Below are 18,063 nucleotides of genomic sequence, written 5' to 3' on the forward strand. Positions count from 1 at the left end.
TAACTTTTAGGCAGCCTTTTATATTACTATCCGATTGCTGATTTACCAATTAAATTTTTTCTGATGAAAAATTTATGTTGATTGAATAACTGAACACATTTCTTTAATTTCGGCGTGTGAAAACAGCTGCATCAATATTTTTACTAATTATTCTAACTACTCTGTTTTACTTACAAGAGAATGGCATTTCTTTTCTAACTCAACACCAAAAACCAATTGGCAATTATTATAAGGGCTTATTAAAAAATGAGTTAAAAAACTACACTAAGACTGCCGATTATGATATAAAGGTCAATTTTAATCCGAGTACTAAAATTATTGATGTAAATGAAAAAATAACGTGGATAAATCGTTCTTCTTTGCCTGTGAGTGAACTTCAATTTCACTTCTACGCTAATGCTTATAAAAGTAAGAGAACATTGTTTGCTTCGGGTTGGAATATTCAGCCAGAAAATGAGACTCATATTGATTTAAGAAATTTTATGATTAATGAGAAAAAAGCAAAATTGTTTTACTTTCAACCGGAAATTTATAATCCATACGATAGCACCGTAGCAAAATCTATTTTAAGCAAACCAATCTATCCGGGCGATTCAGTAAATATTTATTTCAATTATTCTATGAAAATTCCTAAATCTATTAAAAGGCTGGGTTACGCAAGTGGCAGAAATTTTTATTTTATTTCACAGTGGTATCCTAAATTAGGTGTTTTTGAAGATGGTAAGTGGGTTTGCAGTCAATACCACCCATATACAAATTTTTATTCTGATTTTGCAGATTATAATGTGAGCATTACAGTACCTAAAAATTTCGTAGTTGGAGCTACAGGTAATTTATCTTATAGTAATGAGACTGATAATAAAATTACTTATGTTTATCAACAAGCTGCAGTTCATGATTTTGCATGGTTTACCACAGATAATATTCTCTATCGTGATCAAATCTATAGAAGAAACGACAGAAGTGAAATTTTAATTAAAGCCTTTGTCCAGCCCGAAAGAGAAAAATATTTTGATAGATATTTTAAGGTTATTAAAAATTGTTTAAGATACTTTGAAGATAACATAGGTGTTTATCCCTACGAAAATATAACTATAGTAGATGTGCCCCGCACATGCGCAGCCGGAGGAATGGAATATCCAACTTTATTTACTACAAGTGCTGAATTGTTCTCACCTGTAGAAACTCATCAGCCTGAATATGTAACAGCTCATGAATTTTCTCATCAGTTTTTTTATGGATTATTAGCTAATAACGAGGTATATGAAGCGTGGCTTGATGAAGGCTTTGCTACCTATATTTCCACAAAAATAGTTTATAATTATTATGGTGATGAGTTAGCTTTTTTTAAGATTGCTTCTTTTATACCTGTCTTTGGCCTAAATTTACTTTCATACAAAGGGATACCAATTATCTATACTCTTGCTAAAATTCCTAAACAAGAATCATCTGAACAATTAAAAGGTTATTATACAAACATTGCAATTGGAACCATCTCAGAAAAATCTTATCTGTTGCCGACTAAATTATCTTATGTGGTTAATTCTTACCTTAAACCCTCATTAGTATTAGAATCTCTAGAAAGATACTTAGGCCATAAAAAAATGATGCACATACTGAAAAAGTATTTTGACAAATACAAATTCAAGCATCCTAAAGCTGAAGATTTTATAAACGTTGTACAAGAAAATTCTGATGAAAATATGGATTGGTTTTTTAATGAGTTTTATAAAAGTGCAAATACATACGATTATTTAGTCTCAAATTTATCTTATCTTGGTAAAAATTTTTATGCTGTGTTTGTCCAGAAAAAAGGGAACGGATTCTTTAAAAACGAAGTCGCTTTAATTACAGATAAAGACACCTTATATCAAAAGTGGGATAAAGACGAAAATTATCACGTATTTATTTTTTACACCAAGAATAAAGTTAAAGCCGCAGTCATCGACCCTGAAAGGAAAAATTTGTTAGATGTTAACTTTGCCAACAATTCTTATACTATAGAACCAAATTATTCAGCTTCGCTGTCAATAACTATTCGTTGGTTCTTTTGGATACAGAATGCTTTAATGATTATAGGCAGTATTGGATAATTATGAAAAGTATATTTGTTAAAAGCATAAGAGCGGTTATTTACAATAGTAAGTTTATTCTTCTTTTTTGGGCTTTTAATGCATTGATGGCTTTGGTTTTGTCCGTGCCAATTTTTTATATCTTAACTGATAATTTAAGTCGTTCACTTATAAATGATAAATTAATGAGTGGATTTGATTACACGTGGTATATACAATTTCAAAATTTATACAAACTTCACATAGAACAAATGCCATTAAGTATTGCTTTTGTTGTTGGAATTTATACTTTAGTTCAGACTTTCTTTTTAGGCGGTCTAATTTCCATATTTAATTTACCTCAAAAAAATCTTTATGTAGATTTTTTTTACGGTGGCGTAAAATACTTTTATCGTTTTACAAAAGTACTTTTGGTAACGCTAATTTTTTATACCTTTGTTTTTCTTATTATTGATTGGCTTGGAAATTTAATTTCAACGATTTTTGCAGATTCTGAAAATGAGTTATTCGAATTTGTCTTAAGACTGCTTACGTATTTATTGCTAATTTTTTTCATTGGAATTATAACAATTATTTCAGACTATTCTAAAGTTTCGTTAGCTATAAACGACAAAAAAGAAGCAATAAAGGGAATTTTTACAGCAATTAAGTTCATAAAAAATAACTTTAATATAGCTTTTATATTTTTTTTAATAGTTGCCATTTTAGGTGCTACAGGTGCAGTATTATACAATTTTATTGAAAAAGAAATACCAAGAACGCCTGGATATTTTCTTATTCTTTCTTTTGTTCTTCAGCAAATGTTGATTATTTTTCGCCTCTATATTAGAATGTTGTTTGCTTCAACAGAAGTAAGTTTATATAAAGATTTAAGCGCAGAACAATTACACGTAGAATTAAAAGGAGAATTTAATTAATGGCAATAATTCCAATAACAGTATATGGTGACAAAATTCTAAGGCAAAAAACAAAAAAAATTAATCAAATAGATGATGAAATTATTGTTAAAATAAAAGATATGTTTGAAACTATGCATAATGCTCACGGCATAGGTTTAGCTGCTAATCAAGTTGGTTTTAATGAATCAATTTTTGTGGTAGATTTAAGTCAAGTTGAGGGTTATGAAAAAATTAAACCTGTTGTAATGATTAATCCAGAAATAATAGAAGAATCACCCGAAAAAGTTGTAATGGAAGAAGGATGTTTAAGTTTACCGCTCTTAAAAGCAGAAGTTGAAAGGTCGCAAATAATAAAAGTAAAGTTTATTGATACAGATGAGAATGAACAAACTTTAGAAGCAGATGAACTGTTTGCTAGAGTAATTCTGCATGAATACGATCACCTTCAAGGCAAAATGATTCCCGACAGAGTAACACCTGATGTAAAGAAAAAATTGCAAGCCGAACTTAAAAAAATTATGAATAGAGAAATTAAAATTGATTACCCCATTACTCAAAAATGAACCCCTTATTTTATAAGCTGCGGAGAACAAATGAAAGTTGTTTTTATGGGCACACCTGAATTTGCCGTAGCATCCTTAAAAAAAATTTACCAAAGTCAACATGAAATCCTGGCGGTAGTTACTACTCCAGACAAACAAAGGGGACGGGGTAGAGTTGTTAGTTTTACTGCAGTTAAAGACTTTGCCGTTAGATATAATCTAAGATTATTACAACCTGATGAACTGAAAGAGAAAAAATTTATTGAGGAATTAAAAAAACTTGATTCTGATCTTTTTGTAGTGGTTGCTTTTAGAATTTTGCCTAAGGAAGTATACACTATTCCAAAATTTGGCACAATAAACTTACATGCTTCATTATTACCTAAATATCGTGGGGCTGCACCAATTCAATGGGCGTTGATAAATGGCGAAAAAGAAACTGGTGTTACTACTTTTTTTATTGAAGAAAAGGTCGATACTGGCAATATTATCCTTCAAGAAAAAATTCCAATTGACGATGAAGATAACTATGGAACTTTGCACGATAAATTAATGAATTTAGGGGCGGACGTTGTTATTAAAACGATTGATAAATTATCTTCTAAAGACTATAAGCTATTTAAGCAAGATAATTCATTAGCAAGCACCGCACCAAAGATTACCAAGGAAATTTGCAAAATTAATTGGGATAAATCGGCTGTCGAAATTCATAACCTCGTGCGTGCACTGTCGCCTTACCCCGGCGCCTTTTTTGTCCATCAAAATAAACAGTATAAAATATTTAAGACAAGAATAATTGCCGACAGTGAGGAATTTGCAAATGCTTTTAAAGACTCACGATTTTTAATTCATAACACTCAACTTTTTGCTAAGACTGGTAAAGGAATTTTGCAGATTCTTGAAATCCAACTCGAGGGTCGTAAAAGAATGTTAACTGAAGAATTTTTACGCGGTTATAAATTATAATATGTAAAATTTTCACGTGAGCTGTTAAAATGAGAAATATGAAATTGAACAGTATACTTGAAGCTATAGGCAGAACACCTATTGTTAAATTGGGTAATATATCAAAGAACTTTAAAGCTACCATCTGGGCTAAACTTGAATTTATGAACCCAGGTGGTAGCATGAAAGATAGAATAGCTAAGTATATGATTGAAAAAGCTGAAAAAGAAGGTAAAATAAAACCAGGCGATACAATTCTTGAAAACTCTTCTGGAAACACCGCAATGGGACTGGCGATTGTCTGTAGGCAAAAAGGATACAAATTGAAAATTGTAATTCGCAATACTACAAGCAAAGAAAAAATTAAGATGCTCGAAGTACTTGGAGTGGATGTTATTCAAGTCGACGGTACGTTACCGCCTGAACACCCTGAATCTTACAACAATTTTGCACTTAATTATGCGAAAAATAATCCCAATGTTTATTATATCGACCAACATAATAATTTGGATAATAACGAAAGCCATTATTTAACTACTGGTCCAGAAATTTGGGAACAAATGGAAGGGAATATAGATTACTTTGTAGCCGGCGTTGGAACTGGCGGTACATTATTTGGAGCTGGGAAATACCTGAAAGAGAGGAATCCAAACATTAAGTTAATTGGCATTGATCCAATTGGTTCCATTTTTTACGACTGGTACAAGTATAAAAAAATGATAAAGCCATCACGTTATTTAATTGAGGGTATTGGAGATGAATTCCTAATTAAAACTGCACAACTTGAAATGATGGATGATATGCTAAAAATCTCAGATAAAAAGGCAATTGGATGGACTAAAAAGCTTGCATTCGAAGAAGGGATTATAGCTGGTGGTTCAAGCGGCGCAAATGTGTGGGGGGCAGTGCAAATCGCAGAAAAAATTAATAGAGAAGCTAATATTGTAACTGTTATTTGCGATACTGGCTACAAGTATTTTAGTACAATTTATAACGATAATTGGCTTGAAAAAAATAATTTGTTGTAAAAAAATATTGCTATTCGTTAAAAATTATTTTGATGCCGCAAAAATTTAACTTACTAAATCAAGTGTAAATCAAGAGATTTAACCCACATATACTTGTAATAAAATAACTTGATGAACTTTTGCATTTGACTTTTCTATTTAACTCTAATCTTAACTAATGTTTATGGTCTTCCTTTTCATCTGAAAATTTTATGCTGTCATATTCTTTAACTGAAATACGATTTAATTTTTTTACTGCAGCTACGATTGCCCAAATTTTGTCATCAGAATGTGTTTTCCCCCAAGCTGGCATTCCTGTCATTTTAATACCGTTTTTTGTTACCCAGAAAATTTCTTCAGGGGGAATAACACTTCCAAGTTTAACTAGATTGGGTGCCGGAGGATTTAAACCGACGGAAATTTCGGTTTCTGATTTGGCAGGAGAACCATGACAATCTTCACACATTTCTTTATAGTGAGCAAGTCCCTGCTTTATAAGTGAGGGATTTTCAAGATTTGGTGCTGTTATGTTTTTTATTCTCGATTCAATAGAACTTTCTCTAATTGTTCTAAGAACCCACTTTGTTAATTTATTTTCGGCGGAATTAGCACTTACATCATAACTGCCACTGTATATATAAACTATGCCTGCTATAACAATTGCAGCTAATGTAAATACAATAGTGAAAAATATTTTCATATATTATCTCCGATTATTACTGTACTAAACTAACAAATTGCTAATTAACCCCAAAATGTTAATTAGTAATGTTTTTTTATCGAATGTAGATATAAAAGGTATTGCTTGCGATCTTTTGTTTTCGGTAATAACCCCATTAGTAGCGTAAGAATTAATTAGAATTCGCCACTTTGTCCTTGATTGTAAAATTATTTATGAATTCAAAATTAATTTTGATTCAACGAGTTAATAGAAATAATAAGATTTATTAGCTAATTTTACATTAGTATCATTTACATTTATTAGTTAAAGAATTGAGGATAAATGTGGAGTATAAAAACACAATTCTTGATTTAATAGGTAATACACCGTTAATTAAAATTAATAAGATAAATAAAGGGTTAAAACCACAAATTTTTGCAAAACTTGAATCGGCAAACCCTGGTGGTAGCGTTAAAGATAGAATTGGTTACAGCATGGTAATTGACGCTGAAAAGAAGGGAATGCTTAAGCCAGGCGGTATTATAATTGAAGCAACCAGCGGTAATACTGGGATAGGTTTAGCCCTTACTGCTGCTGTAAAAGGTTACAAATGTCTATTCGTTTGCACAGATAAAGTTAGTACAGAAAAAATAAACTACCTAAAAGCATTGGGTGCAGATGTAATAGTAGTGCCTAACACTTACGAGCCAGACCATCCAGAGTATTATGTAAATGTTGCAAGAAGAATTCATCAAGAAACACCAAACTCAATTTTCGCTTATCAGTATGGAAACCCTTCTAATCCTGAAATGCACTATAGGACAACCGGGCCAGAAATATGGCGGCAGACCGACGGAAAAATAACTCATTTCGTTTCAAGCATTGGTACAGGTGGCACAATTAGTGGCACAGGAAGATTTTTAAAGGAGAAAAATCCTAATATCCAAGTTATTGGTGCAGACCCCTTAGGCTCTATTTTTAAACATTACAAAGAAACAGGTGAGATTATTAAAGGCACACCTTATTTGGTTGAAGGAATAGGTCAAGACTGCTTACCTGCAAATGTTCATTTTCAATATATTGATAAGATAATTAATATTAGCGATAAGGATTCTTTTGCAGCTGCAAGACGATTAACAAAAGAAGAAGGAATTTTTTGCGGCGGCAGTACAGGTACTATTGTTCAAGTAGTTCTAAAAATTGCAGAAGATTTAAGTGAAGATGACTTAATAGTTTTCATGGTTTGTGATACAGGTGAAAGATATCTTTCAAAAGTTCATAACGAAGAATGGCTTCGCATGAATAGAATGTTGGATACAGAAGTAAAAATTCTTCGAGATATTTCATATAATAAAAAGAGCAAAGGAATTGAGGATTTAGTTTATGTTCACGATGATACACCTATTAAAGAAGCATTAAAAATAATGAATAGTAAAGGATTTACTTATTTACCAGTGCTGAACGAGATACTAAAGCCAGTTGGCAGCTTAAGAGAGGGGAGAATCCTTACTCGAATACTTGATGATAAAAAAATGCTTGATGAACCAGTAAAAGAAATAATGGAAGAGAGCTTTTTAGTCCTCGATGCAAAATCTAGCATTAACGAGGTTCGCCGAGCACTGAAAGATTCACCTGCTATTCTTGTAAGTGATTTCGGAAGAATTATCGATATTATTACTAGATATGACTTGATAGATTTCGAATGAATTTTTATAAAATTAATGCTTACTTTAACAAAAGAGGTAAATAAATGGGTTTTTCAACAGATGCAATTCATGCGGGACAAACTCCAGACCTAACAACTGGAGCAGTTATAACTCCTATTTATCAAACGTCAACTTATGCCCAAGAAGAATTGGGTGTAAATAAGGGATATGAATATGGCAGAACGCATAATTTTACTCGCCAAGCACTTGAAAAAAATATAGCAACTTTAGAAAAAGGTAACTTTGGCATAGCCTTTTCATCCGGTTTAGCCGCAATTCAATCAGTACTTTTTCTTCTTAAACCAGGTAGCCATGTTATTGTTACAGAAAATATTTACGGTGGTACATTCCGTTTAATGGATTCAATTTTTAAAGATTATGGGATAGAGTTTACTTGGGTTGATACTTCAGACATTAGAAAGGTAAAGAAAGCTGTTAAACTAAACACAAAAATGGTATATATTGAAACTCCAACAAATCCTTTATTGAGACTAACAGACTTACGAGGCGTAGCTTACATCTGCAAAAAACATAAATTAATTAGTGTGGTAGATAATACCTTTATGACTCCTTACTTTCAACAACCATTAAAATTTGGTATTGATGTTGTTCTTCACAGTACCACAAAATACCTAAATGGCCATAGCGATGTTATAGGCGGCATTGTAATAACTAACAATTCAGAAATACATGAACGACTTCGTTATTTGCAAAATGCTGTTGGGGCTGTACCATCACCTTTTGATTGTTGGCTTACTTTAAGGGCAACTAAAACATTATCGGTGAGAATGAAACAGCATAATGAAAATGCCATAAAAATTGCTAAATACCTTTCAAAAAATCCAAAAGTTAAAAAAGTATTTTATCCTGGACTTCCAAATCATCCTCATTATAAGCTTGCTAAAAGACAAATGTCTGGTTTTGGCGGAATGTTAACAGCCGATTTTGGAAGTATAAATCTTGTTAAAAAGATTCTTAAAAGTGTTAAAATTTTTACACTTGCTGAAAGCTTAGGTGGTGTAGAAAGTTTAATTTCTCATCCAGCTTCAATGACTCACGCCTCAGTTCCCAAAAACCTGAGAGAAAAAATGGGTATTACCGACGGACTGATTAGGTTTTCAGTTGGAATTGAAGATGTGGAGGATCTTATTGCAGATATTACACAAGCAATTGGTAAATAGACATCATCTCCTCTATAATTAGAATTCAGAAAAACAAATGATTAATTTTCTGTAGTAAATTTTAGAGGAGGCACTATTATGAATAATAGCAAAGTTAGAAACGGTAAAATGCAAGTCGATGAGACAAAATATTCAATGGAAACACATATCATTTATGGCAAAAGTGTATCTGATAAGTGGGATTACTCTCATCATGTAACTGCACCAATTTCTTCCTCAACTACTTTTCGTTTAGATTCTGTTGAAAGAGGTGCTCAAGGATTTTTGCAATTTGCTCATACTGAAGAGTTTGGTGAGCATGCGCCAATTTTTATATACGACAGACTTGGCGAGCCAAATAAAGATATGCTTGAAGAAAATTTAGCCTACGTTGAAAAAGGTGAAATGGCTGTGAGTTTTTCTTCTGGGATGGCTGCTATTTCAGGTGTACTTGGAATTCTAACTTCCTCAGGCGACGAAATAATATCTCACAACACACTTTATGGCTGTACAATTTCTTTACTTCAAAACTGGTATCCAAGATACAATATTAAGTGGAAACCTATCGATCTTACATTGCCTGAAAATATTTACGATAAAATCACTGACAAAACAAAAGTTATTTACTTCGAAACTCCGTCTAATCCAAATTTAGATATTATTGATATTTCAGCTATTAGAAAAATTGTTGATGAGATTAATAAGAACAGAGAAGAGAAAAATAAAATTTACATAGTTATAGACAACACTTTTGCTACCCCATTCTGCCAGCGCCCTATTGAGCATGGCGCAGATTTTGTAGTTCATTCTTTAACTAAAGGAATTGGCGGCTTTGGAACAGATATGGGTGGCATTGTGATTGGTAAAAAGAAATTTCAAGATATTCTTCATTTGATTAGAAAAGACTTTGGGGGCGTTTTAAGTCCCAAAAATGCATGGTCTATTATGACTTATGGTCTGCCGACCTTAGCATTGCGCCAGAAACAGCAAATCAAAACTGCTATGCGTGTGGCAGAATTTCTAAATGCTCACCCAAAAATCGAATTTGTTAATTATCCTGGTCTACCTAATTTCAAAGGTTATGAAATTGCCAAAAGACAAATGGTTGATTTCAACGGAAATTTTGCACCAGGTAGCATGATTTATTTTGTAATTAAAGGAAATTCTCCTTCCGAAAGCAAAGATAACGGCAGAAAATTTATGGATTACGTTGCTGATTACGCTTATACTATGACACTTGCAGTTAGCCTAGGACATACAAGAACTCTGGTTGAGCACCCTGCATCCATGACACACTCAGTTGTACCTCCAGATGAACTTGCTAATAGAGGAATTGATGCAGGGGGTATCCGAATTGCAATCGGACTCGAAAATCCAGACGACATTTTGCTCGATCTCGATGATGCATTAAAAATAATTTGAAAACTATTGAAGAAGTTTATTATGAATGAACTGAAGCAACCTCAAGCAAAAAGATAAGATGATGAACTTTTTGCAACAGCTTATGAAAGCAAATGCTTCAATGATTGTAGGGGGCTGTCTAAAAAGTAAAATTTTTTAGAAAATAGAACACTGACAGCACAGACCTGCCTGAGCAGTCAGGTTTTAACGGATGCTTCGCTAACTCAGCACAGGTTTTCACAGCTTGCCTGCTGAACGAATTCATTCGGCAAGCAGGATTATTTAATCGAAAAATTACTTTCAACAAGATGGTGAATTCTCATTAGTCAGCTCCAATTATTCTTTGAAGAAAGGAAAATTAAGGATAAGGTAATAAGGTTAATTTTCATTTTTGTTAGGTGATGTTACTAAGGTTATTTAAAATAAAATGAGAATTCACCACATTGTGAAATGGTGGATTCCCACACTTCGTGGTAAGGTTTTGTTTATGGTATAATTGAGTCAAAAGCTCATCAATCTCTGACTGAAAGTATTATTACTCTATTGAAAGCTTATAAGCTTGTTTATGAGTCAAATAAAATCATTTCAACTGTAGGATTCAAGGGTTCTTCGCCCATTACGTTCTCCGTGAATTCTCTGTGGTTCTCCGTGTAATTAATGAGGAGAAAGCCGATGTCTCAACCAATCATGTTTTACCGTCATTGCGAACGAACGAAGTGAGTGAAGCAATCTCAAACAAAAAAGTTCAACTATTTTTCTTTTGTTAGAGGTTGCTTCGGGCTATCGCCCTCGCAAAGACGGTTTTATTTGTTTTGTTAGAGGTTGCTTCGTTCGCCTTGCTGAAGAGTGAAATGAGCTCCCTCGCAGCGACGGTGTTTTTTTTTGTCATTGCGAATCCCGACGAAGTACGTCGGGATGAAGCAATCTCAAACAAAAAAGTAAGATGATGGATCCTTTGCATTATGAGATACTTTCTTGCCGTTGCCAAGTTGCAATGACGATTAAAATAGTTTCTTTATATTAACTAAATCAACTGACACAAAGTTTGTCATACTAATTGGCAGATGTCATGAAAGCAAATGGTATCAGTAATTGCATATTGAATTTTTCAAAGGCGTTTAACTATTATACAAATAACTATTTACCGCAGAAGCAACACGTCGTCCCGCATTAATTGCTTTTACAACTAATGAAGCACCGAGAATCGAATCTCCTGTAGCAAAACAACCTGGTTGTGAACTCATGTATGTCTTATCTACTTTAATATTGCCTCTATTGTCCGTTTCAAGGTTAAGATCTTTAACGAACGTTGAGTGATCAACATGCACAAATCCCATTGCTAAAAGCACTAGATCAGCTTTGAGTTCTATTTCATCACCTGGAATTTCTTTAAAATTTCTTCTACCGTATTTATCAGGCTCTGTCCATTCAAGTTGTTTAAATCGAATTCCTTTGACTCTGTTATTTTCACCGACAAAAGAAGTTGCAGAGTATGCCCAAATTCTTTCGCAACCTTCTTCGTGTGATGAAGAGGTAAATAATATCTGAGGCCACATGGGCCACGGATTGTAAGGATTTCTTTTTTCGGGAGGTTTTGGTAGTATTTCAACTTGAGTGACCTTTTTAGCTCCTTGTCTTATTGCAGTACCTACACAATCTGAACCTGTGTCACCACCACCAATTACAACTACATTTTTATCTTTGGCATTAATAATTTTCTCTAAAGGTATTTGGTCTCCTGCATTAATTTTATTTTGCTGTGTAAGGAACTCCATTGCAAAATGAATTCCTTTTAAGTCTCTCCCTGGAATATTTAAGTCTCTTGGTATTGTAGAGCCTGCAGCAATTATTATTGCGTTAAAAGTTCTCTGCAGGTATCTCGTAGAAATATCAAATCCTACGTCTACTGAAGGTTCAAAAATTACCCCCTCGGCTTTCATCTGTTCAAGTCTTCTATCGATAATGTGTTTTTCCAATTTAAAATCTGGAATTCCATACCGAAGTAGTCCACCTATTCTGTCATTTTTTTCAAACACAACAATTTCGTGACCTGCTCGTGCCAGTTGCTGAGCAGCAGCTAATCCAGATGGTCCGGAGCCAATTATAGCAATTTTCTTCCCGCTTTTTTGTGAAGGCAATTCGGGTTTAATCCATCCTTCTTCCCAGCCTCGTTCAACTATTTGTAATTCAATGTGTTTTATTGTAACTGGGGAGTTGTTAATTGAAAGGGTGCATGCATGTTCGCATGGAGCAGGGCAAACTCGTCCAGTAAATTCCGGAAAATTTATTGTTGAATGAAGCAAATCGAGTGCTCTTTTCCATTGTTTTTTGTATACCATATCATTCCAGTCTGGAATTCTATTATTAACCGGACAGCCGTAAGAGTGGCAGTAAGGTATTGCGCAATCCATACACCTGGCTGCTTGTTCAACAATGATATTTTCCGGCAAAAGTGATTCAAATTCTTTAAAGTATTTAACCCTTTCTTTAATTGGTTGTTTAGATGGGTTTTTTCGTTCGTATTCAATGAATCCCGTTGTTTTAGCCATTGAAAACCTCCTCAGTAGCAGCAACTGTTTCTATATCAGCAATTTCGCTTTGTTTCATTCTTTCAAGAACTTTTCTATAGTCAATAGGAATAACTTTTACAAACATTGGTACACTCGATTCCCATTTGTCTAAGATTGTTTTTGCTAATTGACTTTGGGTGTAATAAAAATGTTTTTCAATCATTGAATGAAGGAAGAGCTTATCTTGTTTATCCCATACACTTTCAAGGTCGACCATGTCAAGATTACATTTTGTATCAAATAGCTGAGTTTGATCGTATACATACGCGATACCGCCGCTCATCCCAGCTGCGAAATTTTTTCCTGTTGAACCAATAACAATAACTATACCGCCAGTCATATACTCGCAGCCGTGGTCTCCTACGCCTTCAACTACAGCAGTAGCACCGCTATTTCTAACTGCAAATCTTTCTCCAGCCTTACCATTAATGTAAACTTCTCCCCCTGTCGCACCATACAAAACAACGTTCCCACAAATAACATTTTCGTGTGGTGAAAATTTAGATTTAGCTGGCGGTACTACAATTATTCTTCCTCCCGACATACCTTTACCGAGGTAATCATTTGTGTCTCCTTCTATTTTCATTGTAATTCCAGGCGCAAGGAAAGCCCCAAAACTTTGTCCGCCTGAACCTTTAAAATTTATTTTTATTGTATCATCTGGTAATCCTTTAGCACCATATCTTTTTACTATTTCGCCGCTTAATCTTGCTCCTACTGTTCTATGGATATTTCTGATAGGCAGATTTAATTCAATTTTCTTTTTTTGTTCAATAGCTGGTTTAACCATTTCAATTAGTTCGTTATCAAAAGTATCGACTGTAGTTGGTGCGTTAACACAGCAAATTGTATTTTTAGCAGCCATCGAATTGAACAGCGGAGAAAGGTCGAACTTGGAAGCTTTCCACAATTCTTTTGGCGGGTCGTATTCTAATACTTCAGTGTGACCAACCATCTCTTCCACAGTTCTAAAACCTAACTCAGCCATAATTTCCCTTAAATCTTGAGCAAGAAATTTAAAAAATGATTCAATATACTCGGGTTTGCCAGAGAAGCGTGCTCTAAGCAGCGGGTCCTGTGTAGCAACTCCTACTGAACATGTATTTAAGTGACATTTCCTTAGCATTACACAGCCGATTGTAATTAGTACAGAAGTAGCAAAGCCAAATTCTTCTGCACCAAGTAAAGCAGCAATGGCTACATCTCGACCGGTTTTCAATTGACCGTCAACTTGCACACGAATTTTATCTCTGAGTTTATTTTGGATTAATGTTTGATGCGTTTCTGCTAAACCAATTTCCCAAGGAATACCTGTGTGTTTAATAGATGTTAATGGAGAAGCACCAGTGCCTCCTTCGTATCCGGAAATTAAGACTAAATCTGCTTGAGCCTTAGCTACACCAGCTGCAACTGTTCCTACTCCGGATTCTGAGACAAGTTTAACTGAAACTTTTGCATTTGGGTTAATACACTTTAAATCATAAATTAATTGGGCAATATCTTCAATGGAATAAATATCATGGTGTGGTGGCGGGGAAATTAGGGTAACGCCTGGTGTAGTGTGCCTTACTCTTGCGATTTCTTCTGTTACTTTATGACCAGGCAGCTGCCCGCCTTCGCCAGGTTTAGCACCTTGGGCAATTTTTATTTGAAGTTCTTCTGCACTTAATAAATATTCTGGTGTTACTCCAAATCTACCTGATGCTACTTGTTTTACTTTTGACCTTGCTGTATCGCCATTAGCGTCGACTTTATTACGCGACATATCCTCACCGCCTTCGCCTGAATTACTCCGCGAGCTAAGTCGATTCATTGCAATTGCAATTGTTTCATGAGCTTCTTTGCTGATTGAACCAAACGACATGGCAGAAACGACAAATCTTTTTATTATACTTTCAACAGGTTCTACTTCATCAAGAGGTATTGGATTTTTTTTCTTGAATTTTAACATACTTCGTATTGTGGTAGGGCTGTCAGGACCCTCATTCACACTTTTCACATATTCTTTGAAAATCTCATAATCATTAGTTCTCGTAGCTAATTGTAATTTTGCAATTGTATCATGATTCCAAAAATGTTTTTCACCGTTTACCCTGATGGTATATTCTCCGCCTGCATCAAGTAAATTTCCGTCTGATGCAAAACCGTTCTGCGGATACCCGAAGTTATGTCTCATTATTGCTTCTCTTTGGATTTCTGACAGACCTATGCCGCCAAGTCGACTTATCGTGCCAGTAAAATATTTATCGACCATTGACTTATCTAATCCAACGGCTTCAAATGTTTGAGCGCCAAAGTAACCATGTAATGTTGAGATTCCAAGTCGGCTCATAGTTTTTAATAAGCCTTTTTTTACTGCTATTATGTATGAATCAACTGCTTCTTCGGCTTTAAGTTTTTGTTCTAGCAAATTATTTGTTGCGAGATTTTTTACTGTAAGTAATGCAAGATAGGGACAAATAGCATCTGCTCCGTAACTAATGAGCATTGCAAAATTCATAACTTCTCTAACTTCTCCGGAATCAATAATAATACTTGCCTTGTTTCTTAGTCCATTACGGATTAAATAATGGTGAAGTCCAGAAACAGCAAGCAATGAAGGAATTGGAACTTTCCATTGGTTAATGTTCCTATCGGATAATACAAGAATAGTAGCACCTTCATTTATATATTTTTTAGCAGTTTCAAATATTGAGGTAAGCGATTTTTCCAATGTATTTTCATCGCCATTTTTATCGAACAAAATATCAATGTACTTTATTTTAACATTTGGATGATTTGCTTTTTCAATTCTCAATAAGTCTTCGGGTGTAAGAATAGGATGAGATAATTTAAAGCCTCTAAAATTTTCGGGTGTTTCTTCCAATAGATTTCCCTCACCGCCTACGAAGCTTTCTAAGGACATAACTAACTCTTCGCGTAATGGGTCAATTGCTGGATTAGTAACCTGTGCAAATCGTTGTTTGAAGTAATAAAAAAGTAAGTTAGGCTTATTGGATAAAATGGCAAGTGGAGTATCGTTGCCCATAGAACCAACAGCCTCCTGGCTACGTGAAGCCATTGGGGTTAAGATTAACTTTAATTCCTCGTCTGTATAACCAAAAGCACGTTGCTTTTTTAATAAAATTTGCGGCTCTTCTTCTAAAACTGTAGATGGATTAAACAGTCCTCTTAATGTAATTATATTTTCTTTTATCCATCTTCTATATGGTTTTTGACGAGAAATTTTAGCTTTTATTTCTTTATCTGGTACTACTCTATTTTGTTTAAAATCTACAAGCAACATTTTACCTGGCGAGAGTCTGCTTCTTTTAATAATTTTTTCTTCGGGCAAATCTAAAACGCCAGTTTCAGATGCAAGTAAAACAATTCCGTCACTTGTAATAGTATAACGTGCAGGTCTTAAACCATTTCTATCAAGAATTCCACCTAAGTACCGCGAGTCACAAAAAACGATGGCAGCTGGACCGTCCCATGGTTCCATTATTGAAGACTGGTAATCGTAAAATGCCCTTTTATCCTCACTCATTTGAATTCTTGGGCCGTATGCTTCTGGTATCATCATCATCATGGCGTGAGGTAAAGAGCGGCCTGCAAGAACTAATAATTCTAATACATTATCAAAAATTGCAGAATCTGAACCATCTTCAACAATTACAGGCTTAATTTTTTCTATATCGTCACCGAACAATTCTGATTTTAAATTAAATTCGCGTGCTTTCATTCGATTAATGTTACCGCTAAGAGTATTTATTTCGCCATTGTGAGCAATAAATCTAAATGGCTGCGCAAGATTCCAAGTCGGCAATGTATTGGTACTGTATCTTTGATGAACTACACCAAAGCAGGAAGCAAAACGTTCATCGGAAAGATCAGGATAAAATGTAGTAAGTTGATTTGCAGTTAGTAAACCTTTGTAAACAATTCTGTTTGAGGATAAACTTGGTATGTAGAATTGAGTAGTGTCTTCTTTTATTGAAGTAATTTCTTTTTCTATGAGTCGGCGTATAACATATAATTTCCTTTCGAAAGCTTCTTGGTTTATGTTTGCTCGATGAATAAAAATCTGATAAATATTTGGTTCAGTTTTTTTTGCTAGTTCTCCTATAACCGAGTTGTTAACTGGTACCTTCCTCCATGCAAGGACATCACATCCTTCGTTGATAATATGCTTTTCAATAATATTTTTACACTTATTGGCGAGTATTTCCTCTTTTGGCATAAATATCATTCCTACTGCGTAGTCGCCAATTTGGGGAATCTCAATCCCTTGTGCTGACAATTCTGTTCTAAAAAAATTATCTGGTAATTGAACCATAACGCCGGCACCGTCGCCGGTAGATTTATCGCCGCCAAGTGCACCTCTATGTTCAAGATTTATAAGTACCGTAATTGAATCATCAATAACTTTATGAGTTGGGATTCCATCTAATTTAGCTATGAAACCCACTCCGCAGCCATCGTGCTCAAATCTTGGATCGTATAAACCGTTTGGATTAATTTTTCCATCGGCTCTGCTGAAATTATAATTGTCTTTGCTCATGCGATTCTCCTTTACGGTAATCATTAAAAATGTTTAATAAGTTTTATTGGCTATTTATGAGAAGGGGAGTAGACCAATTCACTTGTCAAACTATGGTCTTGGTCTGCACGTCCGTATCCGCGTACAATTAATTTCCACCGTAGTTGATAGTAAATTTTTCCTATAATCTACTTGACTAAGATTTTTACTTGTTCCAGCATTAAAATTGTAAACGGAATTATCTTGCATATTAAATTTTTTATTGTACACGATATTTTCAGTATTGTGCCTCATCGGATAAGCAGTACAACTTCACTAATGGTTTTTTAATTTTTCTTTCAGATGCAGCTTGTGGCAGCAATCCTTGGTAAGTGTATTAGATTTACTTTTGGTAAACCTAAATTTTGCGTGCAAAGGTATATAATTGTAATCGAAATTGCAATACCTTTTTAATTTTATTGTAAAAATATACACCTAATAATGATTTTATGAATACTTATGCATTCGTGAGAAAAAATAATGTTAGAAAATAAACTGATGATTTGAGGAAAAGAGTTATACATAATAATCAAAAAAAT

At 34.1% G+C, this 18,063-nt stretch carries 11 protein-coding genes; 8 read left to right on the forward strand and 3 right to left on the reverse strand.

Features of this window, described 5'->3' with window-relative positions:
• Positions 1–116: 116 nt before the first annotated feature.
• The 5 genes from ABRY23_01555 to ABRY23_01575 are packed head-to-tail and all read left to right on the forward strand — an operon-like array spanning position 117 to position 5,486.
• The gene (locus ABRY23_01555) at positions 117–2,093 is read left to right on the forward strand and encodes a M1 family metallopeptidase (protein ID MFA3781732.1); all 1,977 of its coding nucleotides are present in this window, start codon (positions 117–119) and stop codon (positions 2,091–2,093) included.
• A 2-nt stretch (positions 2,094–2,095) separates the two neighbouring features.
• Positions 2,096–2,989: a hypothetical protein gene (locus tag ABRY23_01560; protein ID MFA3781733.1), complete on the forward strand. Its 894-nt coding sequence runs from the start codon at positions 2,096–2,098 to the stop codon at positions 2,987–2,989.
• Positions 2,989–3,534, forward strand: a complete 546-nt coding sequence (gene def / locus ABRY23_01565) for a peptide deformylase (GenBank protein ID MFA3781734.1) — start codon at positions 2,989–2,991, stop codon at positions 3,532–3,534. Before ABRY23_01560 ends, def begins: the two co-directional genes overlap by 1 nt.
• A gap of 30 nt (positions 3,535–3,564) precedes the next feature.
• Positions 3,565–4,479: a methionyl-tRNA formyltransferase gene (gene fmt, locus ABRY23_01570; GenBank protein MFA3781735.1), complete on the forward strand. Its 915-nt coding sequence runs from the start codon at positions 3,565–3,567 to the stop codon at positions 4,477–4,479.
• Positions 4,480–4,508: 29 nt separating this feature from the next.
• Positions 4,509–5,486 (forward strand): PLP-dependent cysteine synthase family protein, encoded by a 978-nt coding sequence (locus ABRY23_01575; GenBank protein MFA3781736.1) that lies wholly within the window; start codon positions 4,509–4,511, stop codon positions 5,484–5,486.
• 154 nt (positions 5,487–5,640) lie between these two features.
• Here the strand turns inward: ABRY23_01575 and ABRY23_01580 are convergent, their stop codons facing one another.
• Positions 5,641–6,165, reverse strand: a complete 525-nt coding sequence (locus tag ABRY23_01580; GenBank protein MFA3781737.1) for a cytochrome c — start codon at positions 6,163–6,165, stop codon at positions 5,641–5,643.
• 305 nt (positions 6,166–6,470) lie between these two features.
• On the opposite strand from ABRY23_01580, the gene ABRY23_01585 reads away from it, so the two are divergent.
• The 3 genes from ABRY23_01585 (at position 6,471) to ABRY23_01595 (ending at position 10,414) form a co-directional block, all read left to right on the forward strand.
• Positions 6,471–7,832: a pyridoxal-phosphate dependent enzyme gene (locus tag ABRY23_01585; GenBank protein MFA3781738.1), complete on the forward strand. Its 1,362-nt coding sequence runs from the start codon at positions 6,471–6,473 to the stop codon at positions 7,830–7,832.
• A gap of 44 nt (positions 7,833–7,876) precedes the next feature.
• Entirely contained in the window at positions 7,877–9,013 is a 1,137-nt protein-coding gene (locus ABRY23_01590; GenBank protein ID MFA3781739.1) for a cystathionine gamma-synthase, read from the forward strand.
• Between the two features lie 78 nt (positions 9,014–9,091).
• Entirely contained in the window at positions 9,092–10,414 is a 1,323-nt protein-coding gene (locus tag ABRY23_01595; protein ID MFA3781740.1) for a PLP-dependent aspartate aminotransferase family protein, read from the forward strand.
• A gap of 1,097 nt (positions 10,415–11,511) precedes the next feature.
• Here ABRY23_01595 and ABRY23_01600 read toward each other — a convergent pair.
• Together ABRY23_01600 and gltB are read right to left on the reverse strand one after the other, a co-directional pair.
• Complete coding sequence (locus ABRY23_01600) at positions 11,512–12,942, reverse strand: glutamate synthase subunit beta (GenBank protein MFA3781741.1); 1,431 nt, start codon at positions 12,940–12,942, stop codon at positions 11,512–11,514.
• The gene (gene gltB, locus ABRY23_01605) at positions 12,935–17,506 is read right to left on the reverse strand and encodes a glutamate synthase large subunit (GenBank protein ID MFA3781742.1); all 4,572 of its coding nucleotides are present in this window, start codon (positions 17,504–17,506) and stop codon (positions 12,935–12,937) included. Before gltB ends, ABRY23_01600 begins: the two co-directional genes overlap by 8 nt.
• Positions 17,507–18,063: the final 557 nt, after the last annotated feature.

It is taken from the genome of Melioribacteraceae bacterium 4301-Me (assembly GCA_041538185.1).
In the GTDB taxonomy this organism is placed as follows: domain Bacteria; phylum Bacteroidota; class Ignavibacteria; order Ignavibacteriales; family Melioribacteraceae; genus Pyranulibacter; species Pyranulibacter aquaticus.

What these genes read in the sequence shown, in the direction of transcription:
- ABRY23_01560 (MFA3781733.1), top strand. Translation starts at nt 2,096, where the DNA reads ATGAAAAGTATATTTGTTAAAAGCATAAGAGCGGTTATTTACAATAGT.
- def (MFA3781734.1), top strand. Translation starts at nt 2,989, where the DNA reads ATGGCAATAATTCCAATAACAGTATATGGTGACAAAATTCTAAGGCAA.
- fmt (MFA3781735.1), top strand. Translation starts at nt 3,565, where the DNA reads ATGAAAGTTGTTTTTATGGGCACACCTGAATTTGCCGTAGCATCCTTA.
- ABRY23_01575 (MFA3781736.1), top strand. Translation starts at nt 4,509, where the DNA reads ATGAGAAATATGAAATTGAACAGTATACTTGAAGCTATAGGCAGAACA.
- ABRY23_01580 (MFA3781737.1), bottom strand. Translation starts at nt 6,165, where the DNA reads ATGAAAATATTTTTCACTATTGTATTTACATTAGCTGCAATTGTTATA.
- ABRY23_01590 (MFA3781739.1), top strand. Translation starts at nt 7,877, where the DNA reads ATGGGTTTTTCAACAGATGCAATTCATGCGGGACAAACTCCAGACCTA.
- ABRY23_01595 (MFA3781740.1), top strand. Translation starts at nt 9,092, where the DNA reads ATGAATAATAGCAAAGTTAGAAACGGTAAAATGCAAGTCGATGAGACA.
- ABRY23_01600 (MFA3781741.1), bottom strand. Translation starts at nt 12,942, where the DNA reads ATGGCTAAAACAACGGGATTCATTGAATACGAACGAAAAAACCCATCT.
- gltB (MFA3781742.1), bottom strand. Translation starts at nt 17,506, where the DNA reads ATGAGCAAAGACAATTATAATTTCAGCAGAGCCGATGGAAAAATTAAT.